This window comes from Prochlorococcus sp. MIT 1342, from assembly GCF_047304495.1.
GTDB lineage: Bacteria > Cyanobacteriota > Cyanobacteriia > PCC-6307 > Cyanobiaceae > Prochlorococcus > Prochlorococcus marinus_D.
On sequence record NZ_CP138957.1, the window covers coordinates 2,547,018 to 2,570,241 of the forward strand.

The following is a 23,224-nucleotide window of genomic DNA, read 5'->3' on the forward strand; positions in this document are numbered from 1 at the left end:
TTTAATATTGATTGGTAATCTTATTTAATACGATTATTCCCCTAAACTTATAAGAAACATAAAGAGATGGACTGAATCTTTGATATCTGTATAAAAAGTTTGAGCAAAGTAAACCAATTCTCTTTTCAGTTAACTTATTCTGCATATTAATAGATATTTTTTTATATTTATCCAGAATACAAACTAATTATGATAGAAGGATCTCTTTGCAGATTACTACTCATAACCGATCTTTAGTCTTCACATATAATATACTCGAAACTAGTATCCCTAAGGCTATAACTGAGGCTGCCAATAGATATTGAAAATATATAGGGGAAAGATCAAAAAAGATGGGAAGTGGTAGCATGAACTCTAGCCTTTATAAGAATTATAGCCTTAGTTATCAGGTCTCATAAATATTTAGGATAGCACCATCAGCCAGGTGAAATGTTGATAGAAACGATATTTTCTCATAATATATATGATCATATTTCTATTATTTCATCTACAATGAATTATCTTTTTGGACCCTATGGCAATAAAAGACAAATAATTTACCTACATTACATTATAGAGCATATTATACTTCAATCTACCAACAACATACTCGAAAGTATAACGCATTATGAAAAGTCTCAAATCCTACAAGGCTTTAGCTCTTGCCTATTGATTAGTGTAGACATTGAAAATATTAAATACTTGCTTATTCGAATATATTTATCTATATTAATAGCAACAAAATCAATATATTTATTTTAAGCTTCGAGGATGTTGTTTCGATAATATTAATCGCATGTTTTTAAATAACTATAATAGATTTTTCTATGAATCTAGTTGTATAAAACTTCTGCATTTTAGCTAGTGCAACAACTAGTAGAGACTTAGTCAACGACTATCCAAGATGATAAATAGAATGAAAGAATACATTTCACCAATAATGACTATTTATCTAATACTAGCTTTCTAATTTGATTGATTATGTAAAATCTATGCTGATATTTGCATATAGGTCATCATTGATGCCTCCATATTCCTTATTAGCTTACCTTTTTTTGTTATGCTACCTTTGGTTGCTTTAAAAGCATAAAATATTTGATTTATTAATCAAATGCCTTGTAATATATCTAATAATCTAAAATTATTAAATCGGCCTCCTGCTAATTGACCCGAGCGATAATCTCAATATTGATATTTTCCTTCAGATAGTCCATGATTGCATTCCATTCCTTCTCTGTATATTCCATTGGATTGTCATCTCTCAATAGTCCAATGTTTCCATTTATTATAATATCCTTTAAGCAATGATCGTTCATCTGTTTGTTTAGCTCGTGAAGAGCAGCTTGAATCGTAGGAGTATTTGGCATCATGTTTTTCTTAAACTGTAACGTCTTGCAATTCTTTAATCTTTGCATTTAGCTTTTTATTCTCATCTCTTAGAGCTGTACATACTTTCATTAGGTCTGTCCTTTTCATTGATGTGGTTATTTCCCACTCCTTATTGCCTTTAACCAACTCCTCAATGGCTTTATCGCTGACCTCTTTCTCTGTAACCTTTTCGCCTCGTTTCATTTTACCTACTGCATCTCTTCGAGTTCCAGGATCAGCTTTCCCAATTGCTGCTAGCGTTCTCATGCTAGTGCCAACCAGTTCTTGGTCGGTCACATCTGTATTCTTGAGCCATGACTCCCATGCCGAGGTTAGGTCTCTAATCTGGCCTGCAGTCATTGGAATAACTCCAGATTCCCTGAACCTTGTCCATTGCTGTTGCTTCTTAAGAACACATTTAAGCCGATAGAGCTCAGCGGCAGTGCTTCGAACTAGCTCTGCTGCAATTCTTGAATTGACATTGACAGCATGAACCGTATCTCTCATGATACCTATCTGAACGTCATTCAACCCTTCCGTAAGCGTCTCAGGAAGGACAATTGACTCGGACCCCGCACTATGCCTATCTGGCGAGATGACTTTGAAGTCGATCGCTGAATCAGTCATTGAGGCGCTCCGCTATCAATACGCTAGCGCATTTGAACGACTCGTTCAAATGGAGTATTTTTGAACTACTTTGCCAGGCCATCATTCGCCCACCTCTAGAGTTGATTTACCTGAAGAGACATTTGAGACTTCCTCGATTTGCTTCCCTTAGTTTAATCTATTAATGTCTGTCTTTAGCTTTGCCAATTAATATTACCAATAGCGCTTCATGATTGATCTATCAAGGTACCTTGCTATCTTAGAATAAAGTTAACATAGACAAGCCCATCTCTTTTGCCACATGCTTTCACATGCTATGTATATTTAGATCGATGCTGCCATAGATCTTATCTTATTTATATTTAACTGCCTCTAGTAATCGATTTATAATGTGAATTACATTCAGATTTCCATCGCTAATGTTATTTATTGGTATCATATTCTATTCCTACTTATCCGTTTCATCTACAGGCCTTTCTCTTAGGAGGATATCCAGTGTATTAGCCTTCTCCTTGATAGAATATTGCCAGTGAGTATTCGAATATTTCTCATGCTCAGTATGCTGCCTTCCTCTTGCCGTAGAAATATTTCTTGATCCTTCATTACTATCCCAATAGATAGTGTTTTTTGCGACTGCTTTGGGTAAATGTATTTAGTCCTGCATATATTGTCTATATGCCCAGTAAAAAAACATTATTCATGCTTTAATGCTTATAGCCTTATTCAAAGTCAAACATATGTAGTATAATCTTTAATTAATGCAGAATCTTAGAGATTTTTAGCTATTGTCTGGGTTGGAATATCTCTCTAAGGGTCTGGATTGCTTTTATTTTTTAACGAAGACATCTTAGATAAATTTAGAAGAAGAGTAGCAAGAGGCTTACGTTAATGATTGAATATTTAATTCTCTTTTATAGATCATTGACAACCTATATTTTCGATAATGCGCAAATAAATTTAATATAGGGTGCTTTTTTCTGTAATACTGATTCCAATAATTGTTAAAGAGGGTCCATCCTTTTTCAAGGATGCGCATCTGAGATGCCTCCGAATAAACTTTAGAAGACACTGCAATCAGAAATTGTATTCTCCATCGTTAAAAGCTCTAGAAATCAATCAAAGCATAAATCAATTTCGATCATTTCACTAAGATTTAATGCCGATATTTATTATATTATAGCAGATTGATTTAAGTTATTTGTTGAAAATATTTTCAGTGCTCAGTAGTTTAATGTAATTTCTGGTCGCCATCTGTTTGCTTTAGCTTAGCTTAGCTCTAATTGGCGCCAAGTTGCTTTCTTAGAGACCCAGCCCATTCAGGCAGACTTCTAGGTATATATACTTAGATGCCTGTCTTGTCGAAAGCGGGCCGCAGGGCCGCGCCCTACCAGCATCGTCCTGGATGCTGATTCACTGTCTTCCAGGTTGCTACTTTCTTGCCTGAATGTACTTTTTTCAGAATCGGATAAAGCTTTTGGCAGCCTTCTTGGCTTGTTCTTGTAGCAGATACTCTTCTCTGCAACACAGTTTATGTTTCAAGCCACCGGCTCAATTTGTCGTAGTGTTGCCTCTATTTAGAGATCGCAGTTCTTCTGGCCGACTGTTTTTATTGAGAAAACGCTATTTGCTATCTATCACATCTCGATGTGCCATAGCCTCTAATCAGCCACTAGTAGTGGTTCATCGAATCTGTTAGGTTGATTTTCTCATTCCTTCTGCTGGTTGTATTGTAGACGGCCTTTCGCTTGGTTGCATGTATTGCACCTTGCGTATTTAGCTTGAGAAAGGAAGTTGATTTTCACCCTGATACGCCTGAGGCTAAGTCAAGCTGAATTCTCAATCTATAGATTGAGATGTCTATCTTTCCTCGAAGATAGCCGTCTATCTTCTTGATGATTTTTTCTGACTGCAATGCTTGAGTATTTCGCTCTGGCCGATTCTGTTTTAATTAGATTTCATTGTTTTTTCTGTTTGTATTGATTAGATCTCCGATATGGATGTGCTTCTAGTTATCGTTCTTGCTGATTTGCATGGTTGTTTTTTGACAACTATTAAAGACAGCAATGTCTGCCTTGTCATGTGATTAATGTGTGTTAGCACAGTGAATCCTTATAAGACGCTTGGTAATTACTATCTTCAATTCCTTTGGGATTTTAGTTTATTGTCAAGTTAAGGATGGATCGTCTTTTTTTTGATTGGGATAGGCTATCAGCACAACCCTCTGGACTTAAATGGTATATTCTTTAGTATCGACAAATTACTTGCTTCAATCATTCATTTTTAGAGGGGGCGATAACAGCTGGGGCAGGAGCTCAATAATCTTTAGCGCAATCCCGTCTGGTTCCTCTGCTCTCACTTCCACATGCAAGTCTGCTTCGCAATAAAGGGGTAGGCGCTCGGCAAATAAATAGTCGAAGGCTGCTTCTGGATCTTCTGTTTGGAGTAAAGGCCTATTGCCGCTGTCGGCATGTAAGCGTCTGAGTAGTTCTTCTCGACCTGGGTTTAGCCAGATCACGATGCCCTGATGCAAGACCCCCCAGTTTTCTGGCTTACTCACTATCCCCCCGCCAGTAGCAACAACAAGTGAATGGCGTTGGCCAATGGCATTGAGTACTTGAGACTCCATTGTTCGAAACCCTTCTTCTCCTTCTTCGCTAAAGATCTTCGGGATTGGTTGGCCAGCAAGTTGTTCGATGACGGCATCTGTATCAACAAACCCATAGCTGAGTTGTTGGGCTAGAGGCCTGCCTGTGCTGCTCTTGCCACTGGCCATCATTCCCACCAAATAGAGGTTGCGACCACCAAGCCTTTGCTTGAGGGGGTGAGGGGCTGGGCTGTCGTTCATTGGTTCGCAAATGTCTATAGATCTCTAGGATGACTTCTAGTCCGAGAGAGCGATGACTGACGTCCCCGATTTGGAACGCCATGGTCATGGCCGCGGCTGTGTGATCACTCGCAAAGCTGCTTTCAGTGCTAGCCATCGCTATTACTTACCGGAACTGTCAAGCGATGACAATGCAGCTCGTTTTGGACTCTGTGCTTTGCCTGCTGGGCATGGACACAATTATGAGCTGATCGTCGCCATGGCTGGCGGGCTTAATGTCGATGGCATGGTGTTGAACCTCTCTGAGGTGAAGCATGCCATCCGCTCTGAGGTAACCGATCAGCTTGATTTTCGCTGCCTTAACGATGTTTGGCCGGAATTTGATCTTTCCAGGCCAGAGGGCTGCCTGCCAACCACGGAGGCTCTGCTAAGAATCATCTGGACTCGTTTAGTGCCTCATCTGCCAATCGTGGCCATTCGGCTTTACGAACAAGAAAACCTCTGGGCTGATTATCACGGAGATGCCATGGACGCCTATTTAACGATCCGTACTCATTTTGCGGCTGCCCATCGGCTTGCCAGGGTCGAACTGAGTCAGGAGGAAAACGAACGTATTTATGGCAAATGCGCGCGGCCTCATGGGCATGGTCATAATTATTTTGTGGATGTCACCGTGCGCGGAGAAATTGATTCTCGAACAGGCATGGTCTGTGATCTAGGTGCTTTGCAAAGCCTTGTGAATGACATTGTTGTGGAACCTTTTGACCACACCTTCTTAAATAAAGACATTCCTCATTTCGCTAACTGTGTACCAACGGCAGAGAATATTGCCTTGTACATTTCTGATTGTTTAGCGAAACCGATCCGAGCGATCGGAGCCCATCTCCACAAGGTGCGGTTGCAGGAAAGCCCTAATAATGCAGCTGAAGTCTATGCGGAAACCCCAAGGCTTGAAGCCATCCCTGAGGTATTGCATGCTATGGCGGCTCACTAGCCAAGCATTTGCAAAAGCAGTTTTGGCTTCGTCTTGTCCTAGCGATCAGCTTGGATGGCCGGCTGGCACCTGCGATTGGTGGGCCGGCCCAATTGGGTGGAGTTGGTGATCGACGGGTCTTAGAAGAGGCTTTGGCTTGGGCTGATGGGGCCTTGCTCGGTGCCGGAACGTTGCGTGCCCATCGCAGCACTTGTCTGATTCATGATCAGGACTTGTTGAACCAGCGCAAGTCTGCGGGGCATAGTGCGCAGCCCACGGCGGTGGTTGTTAGTCGTCAGCAGTGGTATGCAGCAGAGTTGCCTTTCTTTCAACAGCCGCTTGAGCGTTGGCTGTTGAGCCCTCATTTAGCTAAAGCAAAGGGATCGAAAGATCCTTTGCTTCCTGTTGGTTACGAGCGTCAGGTGTTGTTTGAGCAAGATTGGCCTCAGGCACTCAATCGATTGGCTGAGCTTGGGCTGTTTCGACTTGTTTTGTTGGGTGGAGCTCAGCTGGCCGCATCGCTATTGCAGGCTGATGTTGTCGATGAGTTGCAACTCACCCTCACACCAAAATTGCTTGGTGGCATGCATGCATGGGTTCCCTTTGAAGGCGGTGGTTTGCCAGATGATCTTGGCGACGCTGAGGCTTGGCATTTGCAAACCGTTGAGCCCTTAACTGATAATGAACTAATGCTGCGTTACGACCGCAATCGCGTTGAAGGTTCCCGTGCGGACGGGCCTAGTTGATTGAGCTCTACATGAAATCATTCTTTGGTGTTCCTGCTTATAGATTGAGTGAACTAAGAATGCTAGACACTGATGCTCATCGCCTTGATTATGGCTATGGAGATGACGCCATTAAAGGTAATCGAGGAGCTGATTCCTATAAACTTACTAGTGCTAATGATGTGATTGACAGCTTCTCACTAGCTTGAAACGATGGAATTTCTGTTGGCAATGGAATGGAGCTTTCTTTTAAGCAAGTCGGAGATGATTTATTGCTCACAGCAGATGGTATTCACACCACACTGCTTGATGTGGATAAGGATGAGGTCCTGGCTACTGATGGAATTGAGTTTATTTGAGTCAATCAGTCATTGCATTTGATTTGATTTTGCCTGTGATAAGCCTTCATCAGGCTTTAGTCAGGATCACCAATTTTCCAAGCTTGTCAGGCTAGGTTTGCTTTAGATGGTGGGCGCCATCTTCCAGGAAAACTTTTCTGGGCTTCGATTAGCATCGCTGCTCGCATCTCCTCCTCAGTTCTTTTCTGATCACAAAGGCTTTTCTGTCGCAGATAGTTGTGATCCAAAAACTCTAACTTTGTTGCACCGTATTGCTGTTGATGGAGTAGCCGCAATCTTCCCCACAGCTGTGGTTTTCCTCGGTGTCATTGCAGCAGTGGCCGTCGATGCTGCTTAGCTATTGGAATCACACCATTGATGCAACGGTGAAAAAACCATAGTTACGAATGCCGAACATACTCATACCCTTTCTCTCTGGCCGCTGGTTATGGTCGATTGAGTCTGTGCCTAAGGCGCGCTGCAAATCGCCAACCTCTCAGCCCGCTGGCACCGCTCCATTCACGAGATCCCATTGCATCACTGGGAAAGCCTGGTTGGTGAGCAGGCGATTCCTTTCTTTCGCTGGCGGTGGCTTGCTGCTCTTGAAGACTCAAGCAGCATTTCCGCCAAACATGGTTGGCAACCCCTGCACTTAGCCCTGTGGCGAGACGACACGCCTGTAGCGGTTGCCCCTCTATATCTCAAGGGGCATAGCTATGGCGAATTTGTTTTTGATCAGGCCTTTGCTCGCCTGGCAGGTGATCTTGGTTTGGGGTATTACCCAAAACTGCTGGGGATGAGTCCTGTGAGCCCTGTGCAGGGCTATCGCTTCTATGTGGTGCCAGGGGAGGACGAGGCAGAGTTGACAGTTTTGATGCTGGAGACCATCGATGCTTTTGCGCGTCGCAACCAGATTCTCAGCTGTAACTTTCTTTATGTTGATCCGCATTGGCGGCCTTTGGCGGAAGCTGCTGGCTGTGCCACTTGGTTGAACCAGCAGAGCCTTTGGTCAGCAGATGGACAGTCTGATTTCTCTGCCTATCTCAATAGCTTTAATGCCAACCAGCGGCGCAATATCAAGCGTGAACGCAAGGCCGTCATGCAGGCGGGGCTCAAGGTTTCAGCGTTGACAGGCGCAGAACTTGATGTGCAGCTGTTGAGGTGCATGCATGGCTTTTATGAGCAGCATTGCGCTCGTTGGGGGCCTTGGGGAAGCAAGTATCTCTCTGAAGCGTTTTTTGAGGCCTTGGCAGATTCGTCGCTCAGAGATCAGGTGGTGTTGTTTAGTGCTCATCGTGAGAGCCCTAGAGAGCCTGTAGCGATGTCTCTTTGTATACAGGATAGACAAATGTTGTGGGGGCGTTATTGGGGGAGCAGGGAGGAGATCGATTGCCTTCATTTCGAGGTTTGTTATTACGCGCCGATTGCCTGGGCGTTGGAACATGGTTTAGAGAATTTTGATCCTGGTGCAGGCGGTCAACACAAGCGCCGTAGGGGCTTTGTGGCGAAGCCCCATGCCAGCTTGCATCGTTGGTATGACCCGCGCATGGATGCTTTGATCCGCGGCTGGCTGCGTAAGGTCAATCCTCTAATGCTCGAGGAGATTGAGGCGGTGAATGCTGATTTGCCGTTTCGGGTTGAGCTTACCCCTCAGTTAATTGTGGAATAACTTTCACTCATGCTCCATTCATCTGGCCCAGTCCTCATTGCGATTGCTTGAGCCCAATTTTTGTTAATCGATGATCACAGATGTTGCCAAGCTAGAATACTCAGAGCGCCTACGATGGTCTTCTGTTCGATGATACGTTCGCTGTTGTTCTTGCACCTGGTTCTCACTGCTCTGCCTGTGGATGCTAGGCCTGAGCTTCAAGTCGAAGAGAATAAAGAAAACTCAACTGAGATTACGAGAGACACTGAGATGATTAATCTAGGACGAGATATTGGTTGGATAGATGCAACTTGCTCCTGGTTTGGATGGGGGCATCTTAGTCTTGAGAATACCAAGACAAGTATTTCGGTTATCACAGAAGAAATCGAAAAAGAGCATGGGGCTGATATGTATGCATGGGTTATTGAGCGAACTGCAAAGAGATATCCAAGCTGTAAACCAGTGCTTCCAGGCTTGTAACTGTTTATTTGCCTTTATGCTCACGCAAATATAGCTAGTGCTGCATTTTGGGAAGAGTGATGATGCCTTTTTTTTTGCATTTTTCAAGATTATGATCTTGAGCTCGCCGACAAAGTTAAGGCCCTGATGAATTTCCCTCTGCTTCGGAGGTGTTAAGTAATGAACCTATGCGGTGAAATTTTAACTGATCTTGGAAGGTGGCCATTTTACTTTTCGAATCAGGAGGTCAATGGTGAAGAGGAGCGTGGATTGATTGTTATCTTTGGCTACTCAAGGATTGTCAGGAGCAGATTCCATGCTTCTAGCTTGTAATTCAAGGCTCTGATTTGTAGGCTTAAGAAATAGTCCAGAGAACCATTGACCTCCCAGTGATGTCTGATGCCCTCAGTGCCATAGATGATCAGCTTTCGCAGCGCTTTATTGCGCTTGATCCAAGTGGCTATTTCTTGATTCAGGTGGATGCTTCAGCTGCAGAACTGGTCGTGGAGCATTATCTGAACGATGTTGATGAACTGGGCCGAGCTACCGATCCTGTGACTGGTGAGGTTCTTGCTTGTCGGGGAGGCATACGATCCCCAGCGACTGTCTACAGGGGAAGAACTGCCAAGCAGCTAGGGATTAAGCTCACAGAAGGGCAGGGTCCATATCCCTTGAGCAAGCTTGATCATGCTCTTTATCTGGGGCGGGAACTGCAACGCGCTGAGAGCTGTCTTCTCAGCGGTACGCCTTATGTTCAAGATTGAGCTTTGAGGTTCAATTCAGACAGCTTGCAAAGTTTTTTGGGGGCTGGGCTCCTCTGGTGGAATTGATTCAAGTTGTTCGCGAATCTCTCGCTGCACAATGGATCGGTATTCCATGAAATGTTCGTTGTGGGCCAGTACAACTAAGAACTGTTCAAGCATGGCTGGATTGTTTCGTGCCATGCCCAGCATGTAGCGCCAGAAACGGCTACGGGTGTTGCGTTTGATGCCTTGTCTCCAGACGACAATGGCTAGAGCGCGAAGATCGATCCAGCTGGGTAATGTTGCCGTTCCTTGCCAACGAGGAGCTCCCATTTTTAGGTAGTAGGAGTAGACGCGATCCATATAGGCGTTGGGCTCATAAAGAGCACAGAAGGCCTCGACGTATTCGTTGGCGATATCTCGGATGGGTCTGGTGGGCTGGAAGTTCAGCAGATTGGTTTGATTGACTCCTTTGGCAGCATCCTTGTCCTCAATCAGGCGACCCTCTTTCTCTAGTCGATGCCATAGGGCTGTGTTTGGCAAGGCCTGGAGCATTCCCATCATTGCGGCGGGGATGCCAGTGCGGGTTACGAAATCAACAATCCGAGCTCCTGCTCCATCTTTTTCACCATCAAATCCGATGATGAATCCTGCCATCACTCGGATCCCATTTGCGGTGATTTTGTCGACAGCTTCATCCAGAGGATGGCGTGTGTTTTGAATCTTTCTAGCTGTTTCTAGACTGGCCTCATCAGGTGTTTCAATTCCCAAGAAAACACTTTCGAAACGCGCTTCGTGCATCATTCGCATCATCTCATTGTCATCGGCGAGATCTACAGAAGCTTCCGTAGCGAAACTAAAGGGATAGCCTTTTTCTTCCTGCCATTGTCGAATGGCTGGTAGCAACAACTTGGCATTGCGTTTATTGCCGATGAAGTTGTCATCCACAAGAAAGATCGAGCGTCGCCAGCCCAAGTCGTAAATCGACTGAAGCTCGGCAATTAATTGCTCTGGTGTTTTCGTACGTGGTTTGCGCCCATACAGCACGATGATGTCGCAGAACTCGCAATTGAATGGACAACCCCTTGAAAACTGAACGGACATGGAGTCGTAGGCATCTAGCTCGAGAAGGTCGAAGCGAGGGATGGGAGTTGAGGTCACATCCGGCTTGTCCCCTTCAGCACTGAATCGGCCGCTGGTGTCACCGCGTTGAATGGCCTCTACAAACATTGGCAGGGTGATCTCTCCTTCATCCAGCACCTTGAAATCTGCCAGATCGATTTCGGGAGCTTCTGGCGTAGAGCTGGCGAATGGACCTCCAACAGCAACCGTTAGCCCACGTCTTTTGGCCTCAGCGATTTGCCGCTGCATGTCGTCTTTTTGAACGATCATCCCCGAGATCACAACAAGCTCGGCCCATTGCCACTCGGCCTCGCTGAGTTCTCGGACGTTGCGATCAACGAGCTTCATTTCCCATTCTTGAGGCAGCAGGGCTGCCACGGTGACTAGTCCGAGAGGTGGAAGCAGCACCTTGCGGTTCACCAGCTCGAGGATCTTCTCGTAGCTCCAGAATGTTTTGGGGAACTTAGGGTAGATAAAGAGAGTGCGCATGCAGATCTATGCGACAGAGAAGAGATGTGGAAGGTCGACTCGGGGCTGAAACCTCTCCGAGTGTTGGATAGGGAATTGCTGAAACCTTAGGCGCTTTGAGGAAGTGCCGTCCCGATTTCTGATCTAATGGTGTTCACCTGATTTGTTGCACATGGGCGTCGTTTTTTATTTGGTGTTCGTAGCAGTTGGCCTGGTGGCGGCATTCGCACTAACCAAGGTTCTTAAAGGCATCAAGCTGATCTGACCTCTTCTAGTACGGTTCTGCCTTTTTGCCAGAACCCCCAGAGGGCTAGGCCAAGTCCGATTCCACCTGCGGTGGCGAAGGTCGTGGATATGCCCGCTGAAATCACCATCTGAGCGGCAAGAAGGCCACTTAGCCCTCCTCCCCCAAGGAAGGCGATTTGACTTAGCCCTGCCATGCGCCCACGCAAGACCTGAGGGGACCCCACTTGGGTGATCATGTTGCAGCTGCTCAATAGGCCTGCAGTACCAGCTCCAATCAGCAGGGTCATTGTGAGGCTGAATGCTAGTGGCGTGTTTTCAGTTTGAGCCATTCCCAATTGGGCGATGGCAGTGATGAGAGCGAACCCACTCAGAGTGAGAAATGGGCGTCTACAGAATCGTTGGCTATTGCGTTGTAGTACCACCCCCCCAGCAATGCTCCCTGCTGCAAGCACGCTGGTGAACACGCCAAGATCTCTTGGATCTGAACCCAATACCTGGTCGGCGATTAGAGGGGCTAGACCAGGGTGGAAAAAACCTACCAAGCAGAGTGTTGCGGTGAAGCCCAGCACATGTCGAAGCGAAGAGCTGCTGTTGTGCCATGCATAGAGCATTGTTGATTGCTTACCCGGAACGCTGCGTTGTTCTTGGCTTCGGTTTGGATCGAGTAACCAGAGGAGACTGGCGATCGGTAGTAAGTAACTTGCGGCATCAATGCTGAGAGCAGCCGCAGGTCCTGTGATGACCAGTAACCATCCTCCTATGGGAGGCCCAAGGAGTTTGCCTACGTTGAACACAATCGCAAAACTAGAGAGATAGGGGGCCAGTTGATTGGGCTCGTCTATCAATAGGGCGCAGTATTTATTGCGGGCAGTGAGTTCGTAAGCACTCGCGATCCCGACAAGCAAAGTGCTGGTTAATAGCATTGTCACGAGCGCGGTTCCTGTCATCAGAGGAATGGCAAGTGCTCCCAGTAACGCAGCTGCTAAAAGGCCCCACTGTGCTTGCACAAGAACCCGTTCACAGCCGAATCGGTCTGTGCAGGTACCTGCTGCTCCACTGACCAGCAGGGTTGGCAGGGAAAGGGCGGCGAAGTGGGCGGCAAGCAACATTGGATTGTTGGTGCCGTCCATGAGGATCCAGCCTTTTGCAGTCATGCCAGCGAACGAGCCTGCTGTACTGATGCCAGAGGCTGTCAGAAAGATGTTGCGTTGATGGGCTCGCAAACAGGGGAATGGACTCACTTAGACGTCTGGGCTGTGACCGCCATGACGTTGGTGTCTACCAGCTGGCCGGTGAGGTCATAGACATCAGAGCCGGTAATGAAGACAGGAACCATCGTTCCTGGACTGGCCTGAAGACCTTTCTCACTAGGCAGTACCAACACCTCGCCATCGACCTCCGGAGCAAAACGATCGCAGCGGCCAATCATCGCTCCGGTTTCGGGGTTGTGTTGCTCGATCAGCACATCGATGGTGCGTCCAACCCATCGTTGGTTCCTTTCCGCTGAGATGGGTTGCTGAAGCGCCATCAATCGATCCTTGCGGGCTGCGGCGATTGAAGGGTCTACCCTGTCTGGCAGATCGGCTGCGGCGGTTCCATCTTCTGGAGAAAAGGTGAACACGCCAACGTGATCAAAACGCTGCCGTTCGATGAACGCGGCGAGGTGATTGAAGTGATCTTCAGTTTCCCCTGGGAAGCCGACGATGAGCGTGGTACGCAGGACTGCGTCTGGTAGCTGCTCACGAATCCGATCCAAGAGCCGTTCGTTCACATCCGTTTGCCAGGGACGGTTCATAGCCCGTAGCACCTCTGGATGGCTGTGCTGCAGTGGAAGGTCGAGATAGCGAAGCACATTTGGCACCTCCCGATAGGCCGCCAGCACCTCTGGAGTGAGGCCAGTGGGGTAGGCGTAATGCACCCTCACCCAGGGGATGTCTACCTCCCCCAGCGCCTGTAGCAGCTCTGCAAATTTGGGCTTGCCATAGAGGTCAAGGCCATAGTTGGTTGTGATTTGGCTGATCAGGATTAGTTCTTGCACCCCCTGCTCAGCCAGCTGGTGCGCCTCTGCCACAATCGACTCCACCGGTCGGCTGCGCTGGTCGCCACGCAGCTTTGGGATGATGCAGAAGGCACAGCGGTAATCACATCCCTCAGCAACTTTCAGATAAGCCACAGCCTGATCAGTGGTGCGCTGCCGGGGGAGAGTCTCATCGCCAACAAAGGTGGGGAATGCGCTGACACGGTTCACCCGTTCACCCGCTTCTACTCGCTTCAGCACATCGACGATGTGCTGATAGTCACCGGTGCCGACGATTGCTTTTGCCTCCGGGATTGACTCGAGCAGTTCCTCCTGAAAATGCTGGGCAAGGCATCCGGCGATGATCAGTTCCTTGCCCTGTTCTGCTAGACCAATCAACGTCCGCACGGATTCCTCCCGCGCGTCCTGGATGAAGCTGCAGGTGTTGACCACCACGACGGCGGCATCGTTTTCATCGCTGCTGACGCTATAGCCCGCTTCTGTAAGCAGTCCCAGCATGTGCTCGGTGTCAACGCGATTTTTCTCACAGCCCAAATGGGCAAAGGCCACCGATGGTTTTTCTTGTTTGTGGGCTGTGGGCTTCATTGGTATGTCGGATCGCAACTCAGGCTTGGTCATGGAAAGGGTTGATTTCTGGGCTGCCTAGGCAGTTCCCGCTAGGCGCCACCCTAAAGAGAGGCTGGCTTCTTCCAGGGCTGCCACAATTCTTAGATCTGTGTAGCCGAAATGGGTTCGTCTCGCCTCACCAGCCGCCGCCGTCAGGATCAGGGGTTGAAGTGGCCTCGGATTGCGATGGCGGTGCTTGCCACCGTTGGGTTGATCGATACAGGTTCAATCACTCTGAATCGCTGGGGATGGATTGGATCTCTCACTTGTCCTGGGGGAAATGAAGGTTGCGACAAAGTTCTCAATAGCGCCTGGGGAACGCTGTTTCAGGGAGATGGCGTATCGATTCCACTTTCAGTGCTGGGCTTTTTGGCCTATTTCGTCATTTTGGTGATGGCTGTGCTGCCCTTGTTGCCAGGGCTTTCAGAGAACCGAGCAGACCTGTCCCGCCGCACATGGTGGGGGCTGTTTGCATTCTCTTGCGGTATGGCTGTGTTCAGCCTGATTTTGATCGGGTTGATGGTGTTCAAGATCGATGCGTTTTGTTTCTTCTGCGTTCTTTCTGCTGTCCTATCAATCTGCCTGTTGGTCTTGTCGTTAATTGGAGGCGGTTGGGATGACCCTGGAAAGTTGATTTTTCGTGGTGTTTTGCTTGCCCTGGCAGTGTTGCTTGGAGGTTTGATTTGGTCTTCGGTTGTTGATCCGAGCCGTCCTGACGTTGGTGTAGGGGGGCCAGGTGTCCCTCCAGTTGTGAAGACGACGAGTACTCCATCTGCGCTGGCTTTGGCTGAACATCTCAAAGAGACTGGTGCAGTGTTCTATAGCGCTTATTGGTGTCCTCATTGCCACGAGCAGAAGGAGATGTTTGGTGAAGAGGGCGCCGCGCAACTGCAGGTCGTTGAGTGTGCGTTAGATGGTCAGAACAGTCAAAGAGATCTTTGTGAACGCAAAGGGATTGATGCCTTCCCTACCTGGGAAATTAACGGGGAGCTCGAATCCGGAGTGAAACCGCTCAATAAGCTGGCTGATCTGAGTGGCTATCAGGGCGCGAGGCAGTTCTGAAGCAGCCCAGTTAGGACCTCACTGGCCGCGTGGAGAGGTCTTCTCCTCGCTTTTGCCGTGAGTGGCGTTGCCATTGAGGCATTTCTGCAGGGGCATCAGTTCTGAAATGTCCGCCGCGACTTTCGCGGCGGAACAAACAGGCTTCCAGCAGTAAGGAGCTGGTCAACTGGCGATGGTTGAGGTCCAGTAGCAAGTTGAGGTCCCTTCTGGCTGTGTCATCGAGGTGATGGCAAATTGCTTGAGGCTGATGGCTTACCAGCTTGAGCAAAGGCTGTTCACCAATGTGCTGTAGATCCTTACGGATGCTCGCGAGGCTTTGTTTCATTCCCTTGGCAGAGCGATCTACACCCGCCGTTCGCCAGCAAAGTTCTCGCAGATCTGCGATGGCGCGAGTTAGAGACTCGGCAGTTGCAGTGCCATGGAGTTGCTGACAGCAAGGCTCGGGGGAAGAATCTCTTTGATGAACACCCAGACGAGGCAAAGAGCCCAGGTCGATTGTGGCCATTTGTCTGGCAAATACCATGCATTCCATCAGTGAGTTGCCAGCGAGTCGGTTGGCTCCATGCACTCCGGTGCAGGCCACTTCCCCAATCGCATAGAGCCCTGGAAGATTGGTTGCGGCTTGAAGGTTGGTGGCGATCCCTCCCATCCAGTAGTGAGCTGCTGGGGCTACCGGGATCGGTTGGTTGAGTGGATCTAAACCTAATTCCCGACAGCGTTCCAGGATGGTTGGGAAACGGACCTCGGCTTGCCCTGAAGGGATGGGTGTGAGATCTAGGCCAAGATGCTGGACCCCTTGGTGATGCATGGTTTGGATGAGGGACCGGCTGACTTGGTCGCGGGGAGCAAGATCACCAGCGCTCAATTCCTTGACAGGACTTTGCCCCTGGGCATCAACCAGTACGGCACCTTCGCCTCTGACTGCTTCTGAAATCAGAAAGCATGGAGCTCCTTCCAGTTTCAGAGCTGTGGGATGAAACTGCACGAATTCAAGATCCTCGATCGTGGCGCCTGCTTGCCAGGCAAGGGCTAAACCTTCTCCGCAGGCCTGAGCCGGATTGGTGGTGTTTGCGAACAGATGGCCACCGCCACCAGTTGCCAGGACTACCGCTCTGGCCGAAAGCCAATGGAGCAGCGTTCCGTCGAGCACTTGTACCCCGTAGCAGCGATTGTGCTCAATCCAAAGCTGGGTGGCGCGTACCCCTCGCCGGTGCAAGAGGTTGGGGCGCCGTTCCACTTGCTCTTGCAGCGCTTCAACCAAGGCGCGGCCCGTTTGGTCCTGCACATGCAGCACTCTTCGATGGCTATGGGCTGCCTCCAAGGTGGTGGCTAGCGCATCACCTTCCCGGTCAAAGGCCATCCCAAGCTGCTGGAGACGTTGAACGCAGTGGGGAGCTTCTTCTACAAGTTGTCTGACAGCATCAGCATCACAGAGTCCTGCACCTGCTTTGAGAGTGTCTTCTGCATGGCTCTCGGCGCTGTCTTTAGGTCTTGTTACTGCGGCGATGCCACCTTGAGCCCAGCGGCTGGAGGAGTGGCGGCTGGTGTTGCGGTTCAGCAAAAGCACCTTCAGCTGAGCAGGCAGCTCAAGGCAGGTCATCAGCCCTGCTGCCCCTGCGCCGATCACCACGACATCCCAGGGACCGTTAGGAAGGGGCGTGGATGGGTTAGAGAGACTCATGAAACCTACAAAAAAGCCGCCGGGTGTACCGACGGCTTGCGGTTGAGCTGATTGTTGAGTGAGGAATCGTTTATCTGTATTGACCGTCGTTGATCCGATCGAAACCTTCATTCACAGCAATTTCTTGGTCTGTGACAGTGAAGTTGTCTTTGTACTTGTCGAAAACAGATTTTTGTGAGGCATCAAGAACTGATGAGGCATCACTCACGCTGGCATAAGGACCGCCGACAACAATTTTTCCGGCGATGGTTGGGAACATGCCGGGGAACTGTCTAAAGGCTCGTACTGATGAGTTGTTTAGGTCCACCTTTTCGCCTCTATCTCCGAGTTTGTCGTCAGAGACATTGGCGTAGGCGGACTGGGGAAATATCAGGGCCATTAGCAGGCCTGTCATCACCAGAACCCCAGTAAGCAAGGACAACAGGCGCTTCATCAAATACTCCGCAGTGGATCGGAACAGGTCTTCCGGCTATGCCGGTCTACCAACTTTACAAGTTTGGACAGGAACTTAACCCAGGACTGTGATCAGCTTTTGCAGTTCGTTTCAGATCAAGCCGCTCAACCCTGGGTTGATTAGGGCTGCAATCAGGAAAAGTCCATCGATTATTACCGTTGTCACTAGTACTGCACTGGCTACAGCCCATGTGTTGCGAAATTCTGAAGCCAGACGGGTTTTTTGCTGCATAGCTTGCGCCAGCAGCACGATCAGCGTTGCAGCACAGACCAGAGCGATAAGGGGTAGGGGATGAAGAAGCTGCTGAGCAGTTTCGTGAAGCAATCTTGGTGCTTGCTGTAGTGGAGCCATCACCACAACAGGCCATTGATTCATGACGCCGGTCATGACCATCATCAGATCAGTGCAGGCTGTTCCAAGCAGGGAGGCCAAATAGAAACTTGAACTCAATCTCCAGCGGCTCGAAAGCCCCAATAGGGCAATAGGCAGCACTACAGATTCAACGGGTAAGTGCCACAAGGGCTGTGTTCTGAGCCATCCCCAGTAGAGACATCCCGCGAGCCAGCTGCCGCTAACCCCTACCAAAAGCTCGCCAGCCACCGCCCATCCCCGTTGGCCGATGAGGGCAAGGGGAATGCCAAGAGCGAGCAGGAACAGCGTGAATAAGCAGGCTGATAATGGATTCAGGCGAACCCAGGGGGCCTGCACAAAAACAGGCAGCACGACCAGGGCACCGGCCCAAAGTTGTAATTGCTGAAGGTCTGAAAAATTGGCGTCGAAATCTTTTTCAGATGTTTGCGATTCGACAGGATTGCTCAGGGGTTGATTCCGTACAAATGTGCTGCTGTCGGGCTGTTTTTTTTTGATTAAGCCGCTGGACAAAGCAACCCCTCACTATGCAGTCAAGACATTGAACCTTATAAGACTCTCTGGAATTACGCTGCTTTTGGCATTGGATCCATGGGGCAATAGCCTCCATGGGTCCCCTGTTTTCCTTGATGATTCTTCTGGCTGTGACCTCTGAACTGCTGGCCGCTTATTGGAGGAACCTGGTGCTGGGAGTGGTGCAAGGCCTTACGGAGTTTTTGCCGATTAGCAGCACAGCTCATTTGAAGGTCGTTCCCATGCTGGTTGGTTGGGGTGACCCCGGCGTCTCTGCGACAGCCGTGATCCAACTAGGAAGCATCTTGGCGGTGATCGCTTATTTCAAGAGGGATCTTGCTGAGGTCCTTAAGGGCATCGCTTTAGCGTTTAAGCATGGTCAGTGGCGTGAACCGAACGCCCGTCTCGGTCTTGCGATTGCAATAGGGACGATGCCGATTCTGTTGGCGGGTATGGCGATCAAGCTTTTCTGGCCTGGTTACGAGGCCTCTTCAATTCGCAGTCTGCCTTCAATCGCAGTGGTTTCGATTGTGATGGCTTTGCTGCTGGCATTGGCTGAGAGCTTCGGCCCGCGGCTGAAGCAAATGCATCTAGTCAAGGGGCGTGATGGCTTTGTAGTGGGCTTGGCTCAGGCGCTGGCCTTAATTCCGGGTGTGTCGCGCTCGGGTAGCACTCTGACGGCCTCGCTATTTGATGGCTGGCAGCGTCAAGATGCTGCGCGCTTTTGTTTTCTACTTGGTATCCCGGCGATCACTCTGGCCGGTCTGGTTGAACTCAAAGATGCCTTTGCGGAGCTCTCCTTAGGAGGAGTTTTGCCGCTGCTTGTTGGAATCGTTTCTGCGGCGTTCGTGTCATGGTTGGCGATTGATTGGTTGCTCAAATACCTTCAAAGGCACAGCACTTGGATCTTCGTGGCCTATCGCTTGTTGTTTGGGGTGTTAGTGCTCGCCTGGTGGTTGAGCGGCAGATCAAACTAAAACAAACCGCCCTCCTCATTTGTGTGGAATGAGCCCTCCGCTGGTGTTGCGGTGTCAGCATTGGATCCTGAATTTGCGGCGCCCCAACCACGACCTGCCGTAGTTGCATCGGTTGAGCAGGGATCGATCGGAGAGCAATTGGGCTTTGAACCCGGCGATCAACTTTTAAGTGTTAATGGGGTGCGACCAAGGGATCTGATTGATTATCGCTACCTGATCGTTGAGGAGGAGCTTCATCTCGAAGTCAGGGATGCAACCGGGGCATTCCATCAAGTGGACCTTGAGAAAGACTCTGATGATGGTTTGGGTTTGGCTTTTACAGAAGCCTTATTTGATGGGCTTCGCCAGTGCAACAACCACTGTCCTTTCTGTTTCATTGATCAGCAGCCACTTGGCCGACGCAATAGCCTCTATCTCAAGGACGATGATTATCGCCTCAGTTTTCTCTATGGGTCTTATCTGACTCTTACCAATCTGAAAGAGGCAGATTGGCAAAGGATCGAGGCACAGCGCCTTTCACCTCTGTTTGTTTCTGTCCATGCAACTGAGCCATCGTTGAGGGCTCAGTTACTGAAAAATCCTCGCGCAGGACTTCTGCTAGAGCAGTTGCATTGGTTCACTGAGCGCGATCTTCAGGTCCATGCCCAGGTGGTGGTTTGCCCTGGCGTGAATGACGGTTTGGCTCTAGATCGCACCTTGCGTGAGCTTGCTGAGTTTGGAACGGGTGATTGGCCTGCTGTGCTTTCAGTGGCGGTGGTGCCGGTGGGATTGACCCGTTTCCGTCCAGAAGAAGATGGATTGTTGCCTGTTGACTCTGCTTGTGCAAGGCGTGTCATTAGCCAGGTGGAGCTTCTTCAGGATCAGTTTCAGGCTGTGATGGGAACCCGTTTCGCGTGGCTTTCGGATGAGTGGTATCTGATTGCAGGTGCGTCTCTTCCACCTCGCAGTACCTACGAGGATCTCCCACAACAAGAAAATGGCGTTGGCAGTATCCGCTCCTTTTTGGAAGCTCTTGACCAGGCCACGGTCATTCTTCCCAAGCGGTTAAGGAAGCCCAGGCGCTGCAGTTGGGTGGTAGGTCGGTTGGTCGAACAGGCTCTGGGTCCTGCTTGTGAACGACTCAATGCGGTTGAAGGCTTGGTAGTGGAGTTACATGGGCTGCCTAGTCCTTATTGGGGGCAGGATCAGGTTGTAACCGGTTTGCTCACTGGTTATGACTTGCTTGAGGGATTGAAGGCTCTTGATCTTGGCGATCAGTTACTCCTGCCTTCAGTGATGCTGCGTCAGGGTGAGCTTGTGTTTCTAGATGACATGACTCTGGAACAGCTAAGTGAGGCGCTACAGATCTCGATACGTATCGTGCATGGGGCGGCTGACATCGTGGCCGCTGCGATGGGAGATGGCCAGGAAATTCATTAAGCTCCCCGCAGTTTTCAAATTGCTGTGCGTCTGATTACCGCAAGACTGTTTCTCCTTGCAGGCGTATTGGCTCAAGGGTGCATTGGTGTTCGAGCTGAACAGTCGCTTGAGGTTCAACAGCATGGAAGCAGCACTGATCAAGCGCCTGCCTCGCTAGACGCTGAGGCTGATGGTTCAGCTTTAATCGATCAGTCGACGCTTCCTGGCGCCATTGAGCTCAAGGGATCTCGCCCCAGGGTTGACCCTTCAGCAGTTAAGCCTGCAGCAACTAGTTTGCCTGAGCCGCTTTCTTCGCTTGGGGCCACGCCAAGTCTTGCGCTGCCAAATAAAACTTCAGAGGTGAGGATTAGGGAGCTTCGTCCTCTTGGCTTGTCTGAAGTAGAACAATTAGCTGAAGTCAATAGTCCCACACTTAAAGCTGCAGCGAGTCAGGTCGAGCAAGCAAAGTCAAACCTTTTAGCTGCTCTTTCAGCCTGGTATCCAACTTTAAACCTTTCTTCTTCTGTCAATTTTAGAGGCTCGGAGAGTCGTATAAATCCTGATAATCATCAGTTGACTACTGAAGACTATACTTTTGGGGAAGAATGGATTACAAATTTCGGAGCTACTTTTAACTGGGATCTCATTGACCCTGCCAGAGTCCCTAAAATTGCATCTGCTAGAGATAGCTTTGAAAAGCAGAGAGATACCTATCTGATTGCGCTTCGCGATTTGCGTTTAAATGCTGCAGACCTTTATTTTCAATTGCAGCGAGCTGATGAAGGTGTGGGCATTGGTCAAAATGCCGTTCGTGCCTCTCTCGTGAGTTTGCGTGATGCTCAGTCACGCCTGCAGGCAGGTGTCGCAACCAAGCTTGAAGTGCTCGAGGCGGAAAATCAGCTTGCTCGAGATACTCAGTCTTTAACTCTTGCTATAGCTCAGCAGAATACGGCACGTAGAACTCTTGCTCAATTGTTAGACTTGCCCCAAGATATAACTCCTACAGCGGCTGACCCAGTTCAAATTATTGGTATCTGGCAACCATCACTTGAGGAGAGCATTGTTGCAGCTTATGCTTTTCGAGAGGAACTTGATAGCTTAATACTTGACATCTCTATTAATAATAGTAATGCCAATGCCGCACTTGCCGCAGTGCAGCCAGTTATTCGTCTCTCTAACACTTTTCAAGCCAATCGAAGAGAGGGTGAGGTTGGCGTAACGATTGATAACTCTGTCGACTGGAAGCAACATTCATGGACCTCTGATAACACAGTTGGCTTGGGCTTCACCTGGAATATTTTTGATGGAGGGAGAGCATGGGCTCAATATCGCCAGAACAAGCAGAAAGCTCAGCAAAGTGAGTTTGAATTCGCCGCAAAGCGTGATCAGGTTCGCCTAGAAGTTGAGAAAAGTTTTTTTAATCTTCTTGCCTCTAACCAAGATATCAAGACAACGAGCATTGGAGTTTTATCTGCAAGAGAATCACTTCGATTGGCACGTTTGAGATTCCAGGCAGGAGTGACAACGCAAAGAGAGGTTGTGAATAACCAGCGTGATCTTAAACAGGCCCAGCTGACCTACGCCAATGCAATGCTGAAATACAATCAAAGTATGATCCAGCTTAGTCGCCGTACAGGTCTGGATCAGATTTTGGCTTGTGATTCCTTGGAGCTTTCCAATAAGAAGCCGAAAGTTGGTGACAGTGGTTTTGTTGATGCCGAAGTTCCTATCAAACCTTCTCCGCTCACTCCAGCCTGCAAGGCCTCCATCCTACAAGCTGAGTGATGAGCAGTGGGCCTTTGCCTGAATCTCTTGGTTCTTTGCAACTGAGCGCAGTTCATCAACTCCTTGATCGAGTTGCAGATCGTCAACGCCAAGACTTTGGCAATATCGTTTCCGATTTCAAGCCTGACGGTTCATTGATTACTGCTTGTGATCGTTGGAGTGATGCAGCCATCGTGGCTGGTCTTGCTCAGATTGCGGAACAGGAGGGTGTGTTGAGTGAGGAAGGTTCCAAACGCGTTCCTGATTCGCCGGCTTATTGGGTAGTTGATCCTTTGGACGGCACTACGAATTTTGCAGCCGGTATCCCTTATTGGGCTATTTCTATCGCTCGATTTGTGGGCGGCAGACCAGTGGAGGCTTTTCTGGATGTTCCTTCCCTTAACCAGAGAATTGTGGCGATTCGAGGTGAGGGTGTTTGGCGTAATGGCAAGCGTCTTACGACTGAAACGCGTTCGACTGGTAGTGCCTGTGTCTCACTTTGTAGTCGTTCTATTCGGGTTCTGCAGCGCAGGCCGGATCAACCGTTTCCCGGTAAAATACGACTCTTCGGTGTGGCCAGTCTTAATTTGGTGAGTGTGGCCATGGGCCAAACTGTTGCTGCTTTGGAAGCCACGCCAAAGATCTGGGATCTGGCTGCGGCTTGGTTAGTACTCAATGAGCTCAATTGCCCTATTCAGTGGTTGGCTGCAGATCCTGCTCAGCTGCATCCTGGTCAAGACTTGACGGCCGCCGACTTTCCTGTTTTAGCGACTGGTTATCCTGCAGAAATGAAGCGTTTGCGCTCTTGGGGAGAGGTTTTGCTGCATGGCTGAGTCAGCTCAGGATTGAGAGCTAATTGCTAG

General features: G+C 49.0%; 22 protein-coding genes. 14 read left to right on the forward strand and 8 right to left on the reverse strand.

Going from position 1 to position 23,224, the window contains the following annotated elements; translation table 11 throughout:
• Nucleotides 1-1,356: 1,356 nt before the first annotated feature.
• Nucleotides 1,357-1,974 carry a hypothetical protein gene (locus SIB79_RS12810; protein WP_063403068.1) on the reverse strand — a complete coding sequence of 206 codons (618 nt, stop codon included), beginning with the start codon at nucleotides 1,972-1,974 and terminating at the stop codon, nucleotides 1,357-1,359.
• Nucleotides 1,975-4,219: 2,245 nt separating this feature from the next.
• The gene (locus tag SIB79_RS12815; protein ID WP_063403069.1) at nucleotides 4,220-4,798 is read right to left on the reverse strand and encodes a shikimate kinase; all 579 of its coding nucleotides are present in this window, start codon (nucleotides 4,796-4,798) and stop codon (nucleotides 4,220-4,222) included.
• Between the two features lie 52 nt (nucleotides 4,799-4,850).
• Here SIB79_RS12815 and SIB79_RS12820 point away from each other — a divergent pair, with 52 nt between their 5' ends.
• The 8 genes from SIB79_RS12820 (at nucleotide 4,851) to SIB79_RS12855 (ending at nucleotide 9,684) form a co-directional block, all read left to right on the forward strand.
• On the forward strand, nucleotides 4,851-5,771 hold the full coding sequence (locus SIB79_RS12820) for a 6-carboxytetrahydropterin synthase (RefSeq protein ID WP_063403070.1): 921 nt from the start codon (nucleotides 4,851-4,853) through the stop codon (nucleotides 5,769-5,771).
• Between the two features lie 8 nt (nucleotides 5,772-5,779).
• Entirely contained in the window at nucleotides 5,780-6,496 is a 717-nt protein-coding gene (locus tag SIB79_RS12825) for a RibD family protein (RefSeq protein ID WP_063403071.1), read from the forward strand.
• Entirely contained in the window at nucleotides 6,493-6,684 is a 192-nt protein-coding gene (locus SIB79_RS12830) for a hypothetical protein (RefSeq protein WP_063403072.1), read from the forward strand. The genes SIB79_RS12825 and SIB79_RS12830 overlap by 4 nt, the downstream gene beginning before the upstream one ends.
• Before the next feature lie 27 nt (nucleotides 6,685-6,711).
• Complete coding sequence (locus SIB79_RS12835) at nucleotides 6,712-6,834, forward strand: hypothetical protein (RefSeq protein ID WP_268873537.1); 123 nt, start codon at nucleotides 6,712-6,714, stop codon at nucleotides 6,832-6,834.
• A 106-nt stretch (nucleotides 6,835-6,940) separates the two neighbouring features.
• The gene (locus tag SIB79_RS12840) at nucleotides 6,941-7,171 is read left to right on the forward strand and encodes a hypothetical protein (RefSeq protein ID WP_063403073.1); all 231 of its coding nucleotides are present in this window, start codon (nucleotides 6,941-6,943) and stop codon (nucleotides 7,169-7,171) included.
• A gap of 126 nt (nucleotides 7,172-7,297) precedes the next feature.
• Nucleotides 7,298-8,482 (forward strand): GNAT family N-acetyltransferase, encoded by a 1,185-nt coding sequence (locus tag SIB79_RS12845; RefSeq protein WP_196757580.1) that lies wholly within the window; start codon nucleotides 7,298-7,300, stop codon nucleotides 8,480-8,482.
• Between the two features lie 177 nt (nucleotides 8,483-8,659).
• On the forward strand, nucleotides 8,660-8,941 hold the full coding sequence (locus SIB79_RS12850; protein ID WP_413681117.1) for a penicillin amidase: 282 nt from the start codon (nucleotides 8,660-8,662) through the stop codon (nucleotides 8,939-8,941).
• A gap of 371 nt (nucleotides 8,942-9,312) precedes the next feature.
• Nucleotides 9,313-9,684, forward strand: a complete 372-nt coding sequence (locus SIB79_RS12855; RefSeq protein WP_063403076.1) for a DUF4346 domain-containing protein — start codon at nucleotides 9,313-9,315, stop codon at nucleotides 9,682-9,684.
• A gap of 15 nt (nucleotides 9,685-9,699) precedes the next feature.
• On the opposite strand, the gene SIB79_RS12860 is transcribed toward SIB79_RS12855, so the two are convergent.
• Entirely contained in the window at nucleotides 9,700-11,274 is a 1,575-nt protein-coding gene (locus tag SIB79_RS12860; RefSeq protein WP_063403077.1) for a B12-binding domain-containing radical SAM protein, read from the reverse strand.
• 151 nt (nucleotides 11,275-11,425) lie between these two features.
• On the opposite strand from SIB79_RS12860, the gene SIB79_RS12865 reads away from it, so the two are divergent.
• A complete protein-coding gene (locus tag SIB79_RS12865) occupies nucleotides 11,426-11,518 on the forward strand; it encodes a cytochrome b6 (RefSeq protein ID WP_041384239.1) in 93 nt (30 codons plus the stop codon).
• Here SIB79_RS12865 and SIB79_RS12870 read toward each other — a convergent pair.
• Together SIB79_RS12870 and rimO are read right to left on the reverse strand one after the other, a co-directional pair.
• The gene (locus SIB79_RS12870; protein ID WP_063403078.1) at nucleotides 11,505-12,740 is read right to left on the reverse strand and encodes an MFS transporter; all 1,236 of its coding nucleotides are present in this window, start codon (nucleotides 12,738-12,740) and stop codon (nucleotides 11,505-11,507) included. The two genes, SIB79_RS12865 and SIB79_RS12870, sit on opposite strands and share 14 nt — an antisense overlap.
• On the reverse strand, nucleotides 12,737-14,155 hold the full coding sequence (gene rimO, locus SIB79_RS12875) for a 30S ribosomal protein S12 methylthiotransferase RimO (protein WP_063403079.1): 1,419 nt from the start codon (nucleotides 14,153-14,155) through the stop codon (nucleotides 12,737-12,739). The genes SIB79_RS12870 and rimO overlap by 4 nt, the downstream gene beginning before the upstream one ends.
• A 108-nt stretch (nucleotides 14,156-14,263) precedes the next feature.
• Here rimO and SIB79_RS12880 point away from each other — a divergent pair, with 108 nt between their 5' ends.
• Nucleotides 14,264-15,205 carry a vitamin K epoxide reductase family protein gene (locus SIB79_RS12880; RefSeq protein WP_063403080.1) on the forward strand — a complete coding sequence of 314 codons (942 nt, stop codon included), beginning with the start codon at nucleotides 14,264-14,266 and terminating at the stop codon, nucleotides 15,203-15,205.
• Nucleotides 15,206-15,215: 10 nt separating this feature from the next.
• Here the strand turns inward: SIB79_RS12880 and nadB are convergent, their stop codons facing one another.
• From nadB to SIB79_RS12895, 3 genes are all read right to left on the reverse strand, one after another.
• A complete protein-coding gene (gene nadB, locus SIB79_RS12885; RefSeq protein ID WP_063403088.1) occupies nucleotides 15,216-16,886 on the reverse strand; it encodes an L-aspartate oxidase in 1,671 nt (556 codons plus the stop codon).
• A 70-nt stretch (nucleotides 16,887-16,956) separates the two neighbouring features.
• Nucleotides 16,957-17,319: a photosystem II complex extrinsic protein PsbU gene (gene psbU, locus SIB79_RS12890; RefSeq protein ID WP_011129557.1), complete on the reverse strand. Its 363-nt coding sequence runs from the start codon at nucleotides 17,317-17,319 to the stop codon at nucleotides 16,957-16,959.
• A gap of 111 nt (nucleotides 17,320-17,430) precedes the next feature.
• Nucleotides 17,431-18,222 (reverse strand): DUF3120 domain-containing protein, encoded by a 792-nt coding sequence (locus tag SIB79_RS12895; protein ID WP_011129558.1) that lies wholly within the window; start codon nucleotides 18,220-18,222, stop codon nucleotides 17,431-17,433.
• A gap of 95 nt (nucleotides 18,223-18,317) precedes the next feature.
• On the opposite strand from SIB79_RS12895, the gene SIB79_RS12900 reads away from it, so the two are divergent.
• The 4 genes from SIB79_RS12900 to SIB79_RS12915 are packed head-to-tail and all read left to right on the forward strand — an operon-like array spanning nucleotide 18,318 to nucleotide 23,194.
• Entirely contained in the window at nucleotides 18,318-19,199 is an 882-nt protein-coding gene (locus SIB79_RS12900; RefSeq protein WP_155724578.1) for an undecaprenyl-diphosphate phosphatase, read from the forward strand.
• A 21-nt stretch (nucleotides 19,200-19,220) separates the two neighbouring features.
• Entirely contained in the window at nucleotides 19,221-20,618 is a 1,398-nt protein-coding gene (locus SIB79_RS12905) for a TIGR03279 family radical SAM protein (RefSeq protein ID WP_063403081.1), read from the forward strand.
• Nucleotides 20,619-20,642: 24 nt separating this feature from the next.
• On the forward strand, nucleotides 20,643-22,382 hold the full coding sequence (locus SIB79_RS12910; RefSeq protein WP_063403082.1) for a TolC family protein: 1,740 nt from the start codon (nucleotides 20,643-20,645) through the stop codon (nucleotides 22,380-22,382).
• The gene (locus SIB79_RS12915) at nucleotides 22,382-23,194 is read left to right on the forward strand and encodes an inositol monophosphatase family protein (RefSeq protein ID WP_063403083.1); all 813 of its coding nucleotides are present in this window, start codon (nucleotides 22,382-22,384) and stop codon (nucleotides 23,192-23,194) included. The genes SIB79_RS12910 and SIB79_RS12915 overlap by 1 nt, the downstream gene beginning before the upstream one ends.
• The last annotated feature ends 30 nt before the right edge of the window (nucleotides 23,195-23,224 follow it).

What these genes read in the sequence shown, in the direction of transcription:
- SIB79_RS12810 (WP_063403068.1), bottom strand. Translation starts at nt 1,974, where the DNA reads ATGACTGATTCAGCGATCGACTTCAAAGTCATCTCGCCAGATAGGCAT.
- SIB79_RS12815 (WP_063403069.1), bottom strand. Translation starts at nt 4,798, where the DNA reads ATGAACGACAGCCCAGCCCCTCACCCCCTCAAGCAAAGGCTTGGTGGT.
- SIB79_RS12820 (WP_063403070.1), top strand. Translation starts at nt 4,851, where the DNA reads ATGACTGACGTCCCCGATTTGGAACGCCATGGTCATGGCCGCGGCTGT.
- SIB79_RS12835 (WP_268873537.1), top strand. Translation starts at nt 6,712, where the DNA reads ATGGAGCTTTCTTTTAAGCAAGTCGGAGATGATTTATTGCTCACAGCA.
- SIB79_RS12840 (WP_063403073.1), top strand. Translation starts at nt 6,941, where the DNA reads ATGGTGGGCGCCATCTTCCAGGAAAACTTTTCTGGGCTTCGATTAGCA.
- SIB79_RS12855 (WP_063403076.1), top strand. Translation starts at nt 9,313, where the DNA reads ATGTCTGATGCCCTCAGTGCCATAGATGATCAGCTTTCGCAGCGCTTT.
- SIB79_RS12860 (WP_063403077.1), bottom strand. Translation starts at nt 11,274, where the DNA reads ATGCGCACTCTCTTTATCTACCCTAAGTTCCCCAAAACATTCTGGAGC.
- SIB79_RS12865 (WP_041384239.1), top strand. Translation starts at nt 11,426, where the DNA reads ATGGGCGTCGTTTTTTATTTGGTGTTCGTAGCAGTTGGCCTGGTGGCG.
- rimO (WP_063403079.1), bottom strand. Translation starts at nt 14,155, where the DNA reads ATGACCAAGCCTGAGTTGCGATCCGACATACCAATGAAGCCCACAGCC.
- SIB79_RS12880 (WP_063403080.1), top strand. Translation starts at nt 14,264, where the DNA reads ATGGGTTCGTCTCGCCTCACCAGCCGCCGCCGTCAGGATCAGGGGTTG.
- nadB (WP_063403088.1), bottom strand. Translation starts at nt 16,886, where the DNA reads ATGAGTCTCTCTAACCCATCCACGCCCCTTCCTAACGGTCCCTGGGAT.
- psbU (WP_011129557.1), bottom strand. Translation starts at nt 17,319, where the DNA reads ATGAAGCGCCTGTTGTCCTTGCTTACTGGGGTTCTGGTGATGACAGGC.
- SIB79_RS12900 (WP_155724578.1), top strand. Translation starts at nt 18,318, where the DNA reads ATGGGTCCCCTGTTTTCCTTGATGATTCTTCTGGCTGTGACCTCTGAA.
- SIB79_RS12915 (WP_063403083.1), top strand. Translation starts at nt 22,382, where the DNA reads ATGAGCAGTGGGCCTTTGCCTGAATCTCTTGGTTCTTTGCAACTGAGC.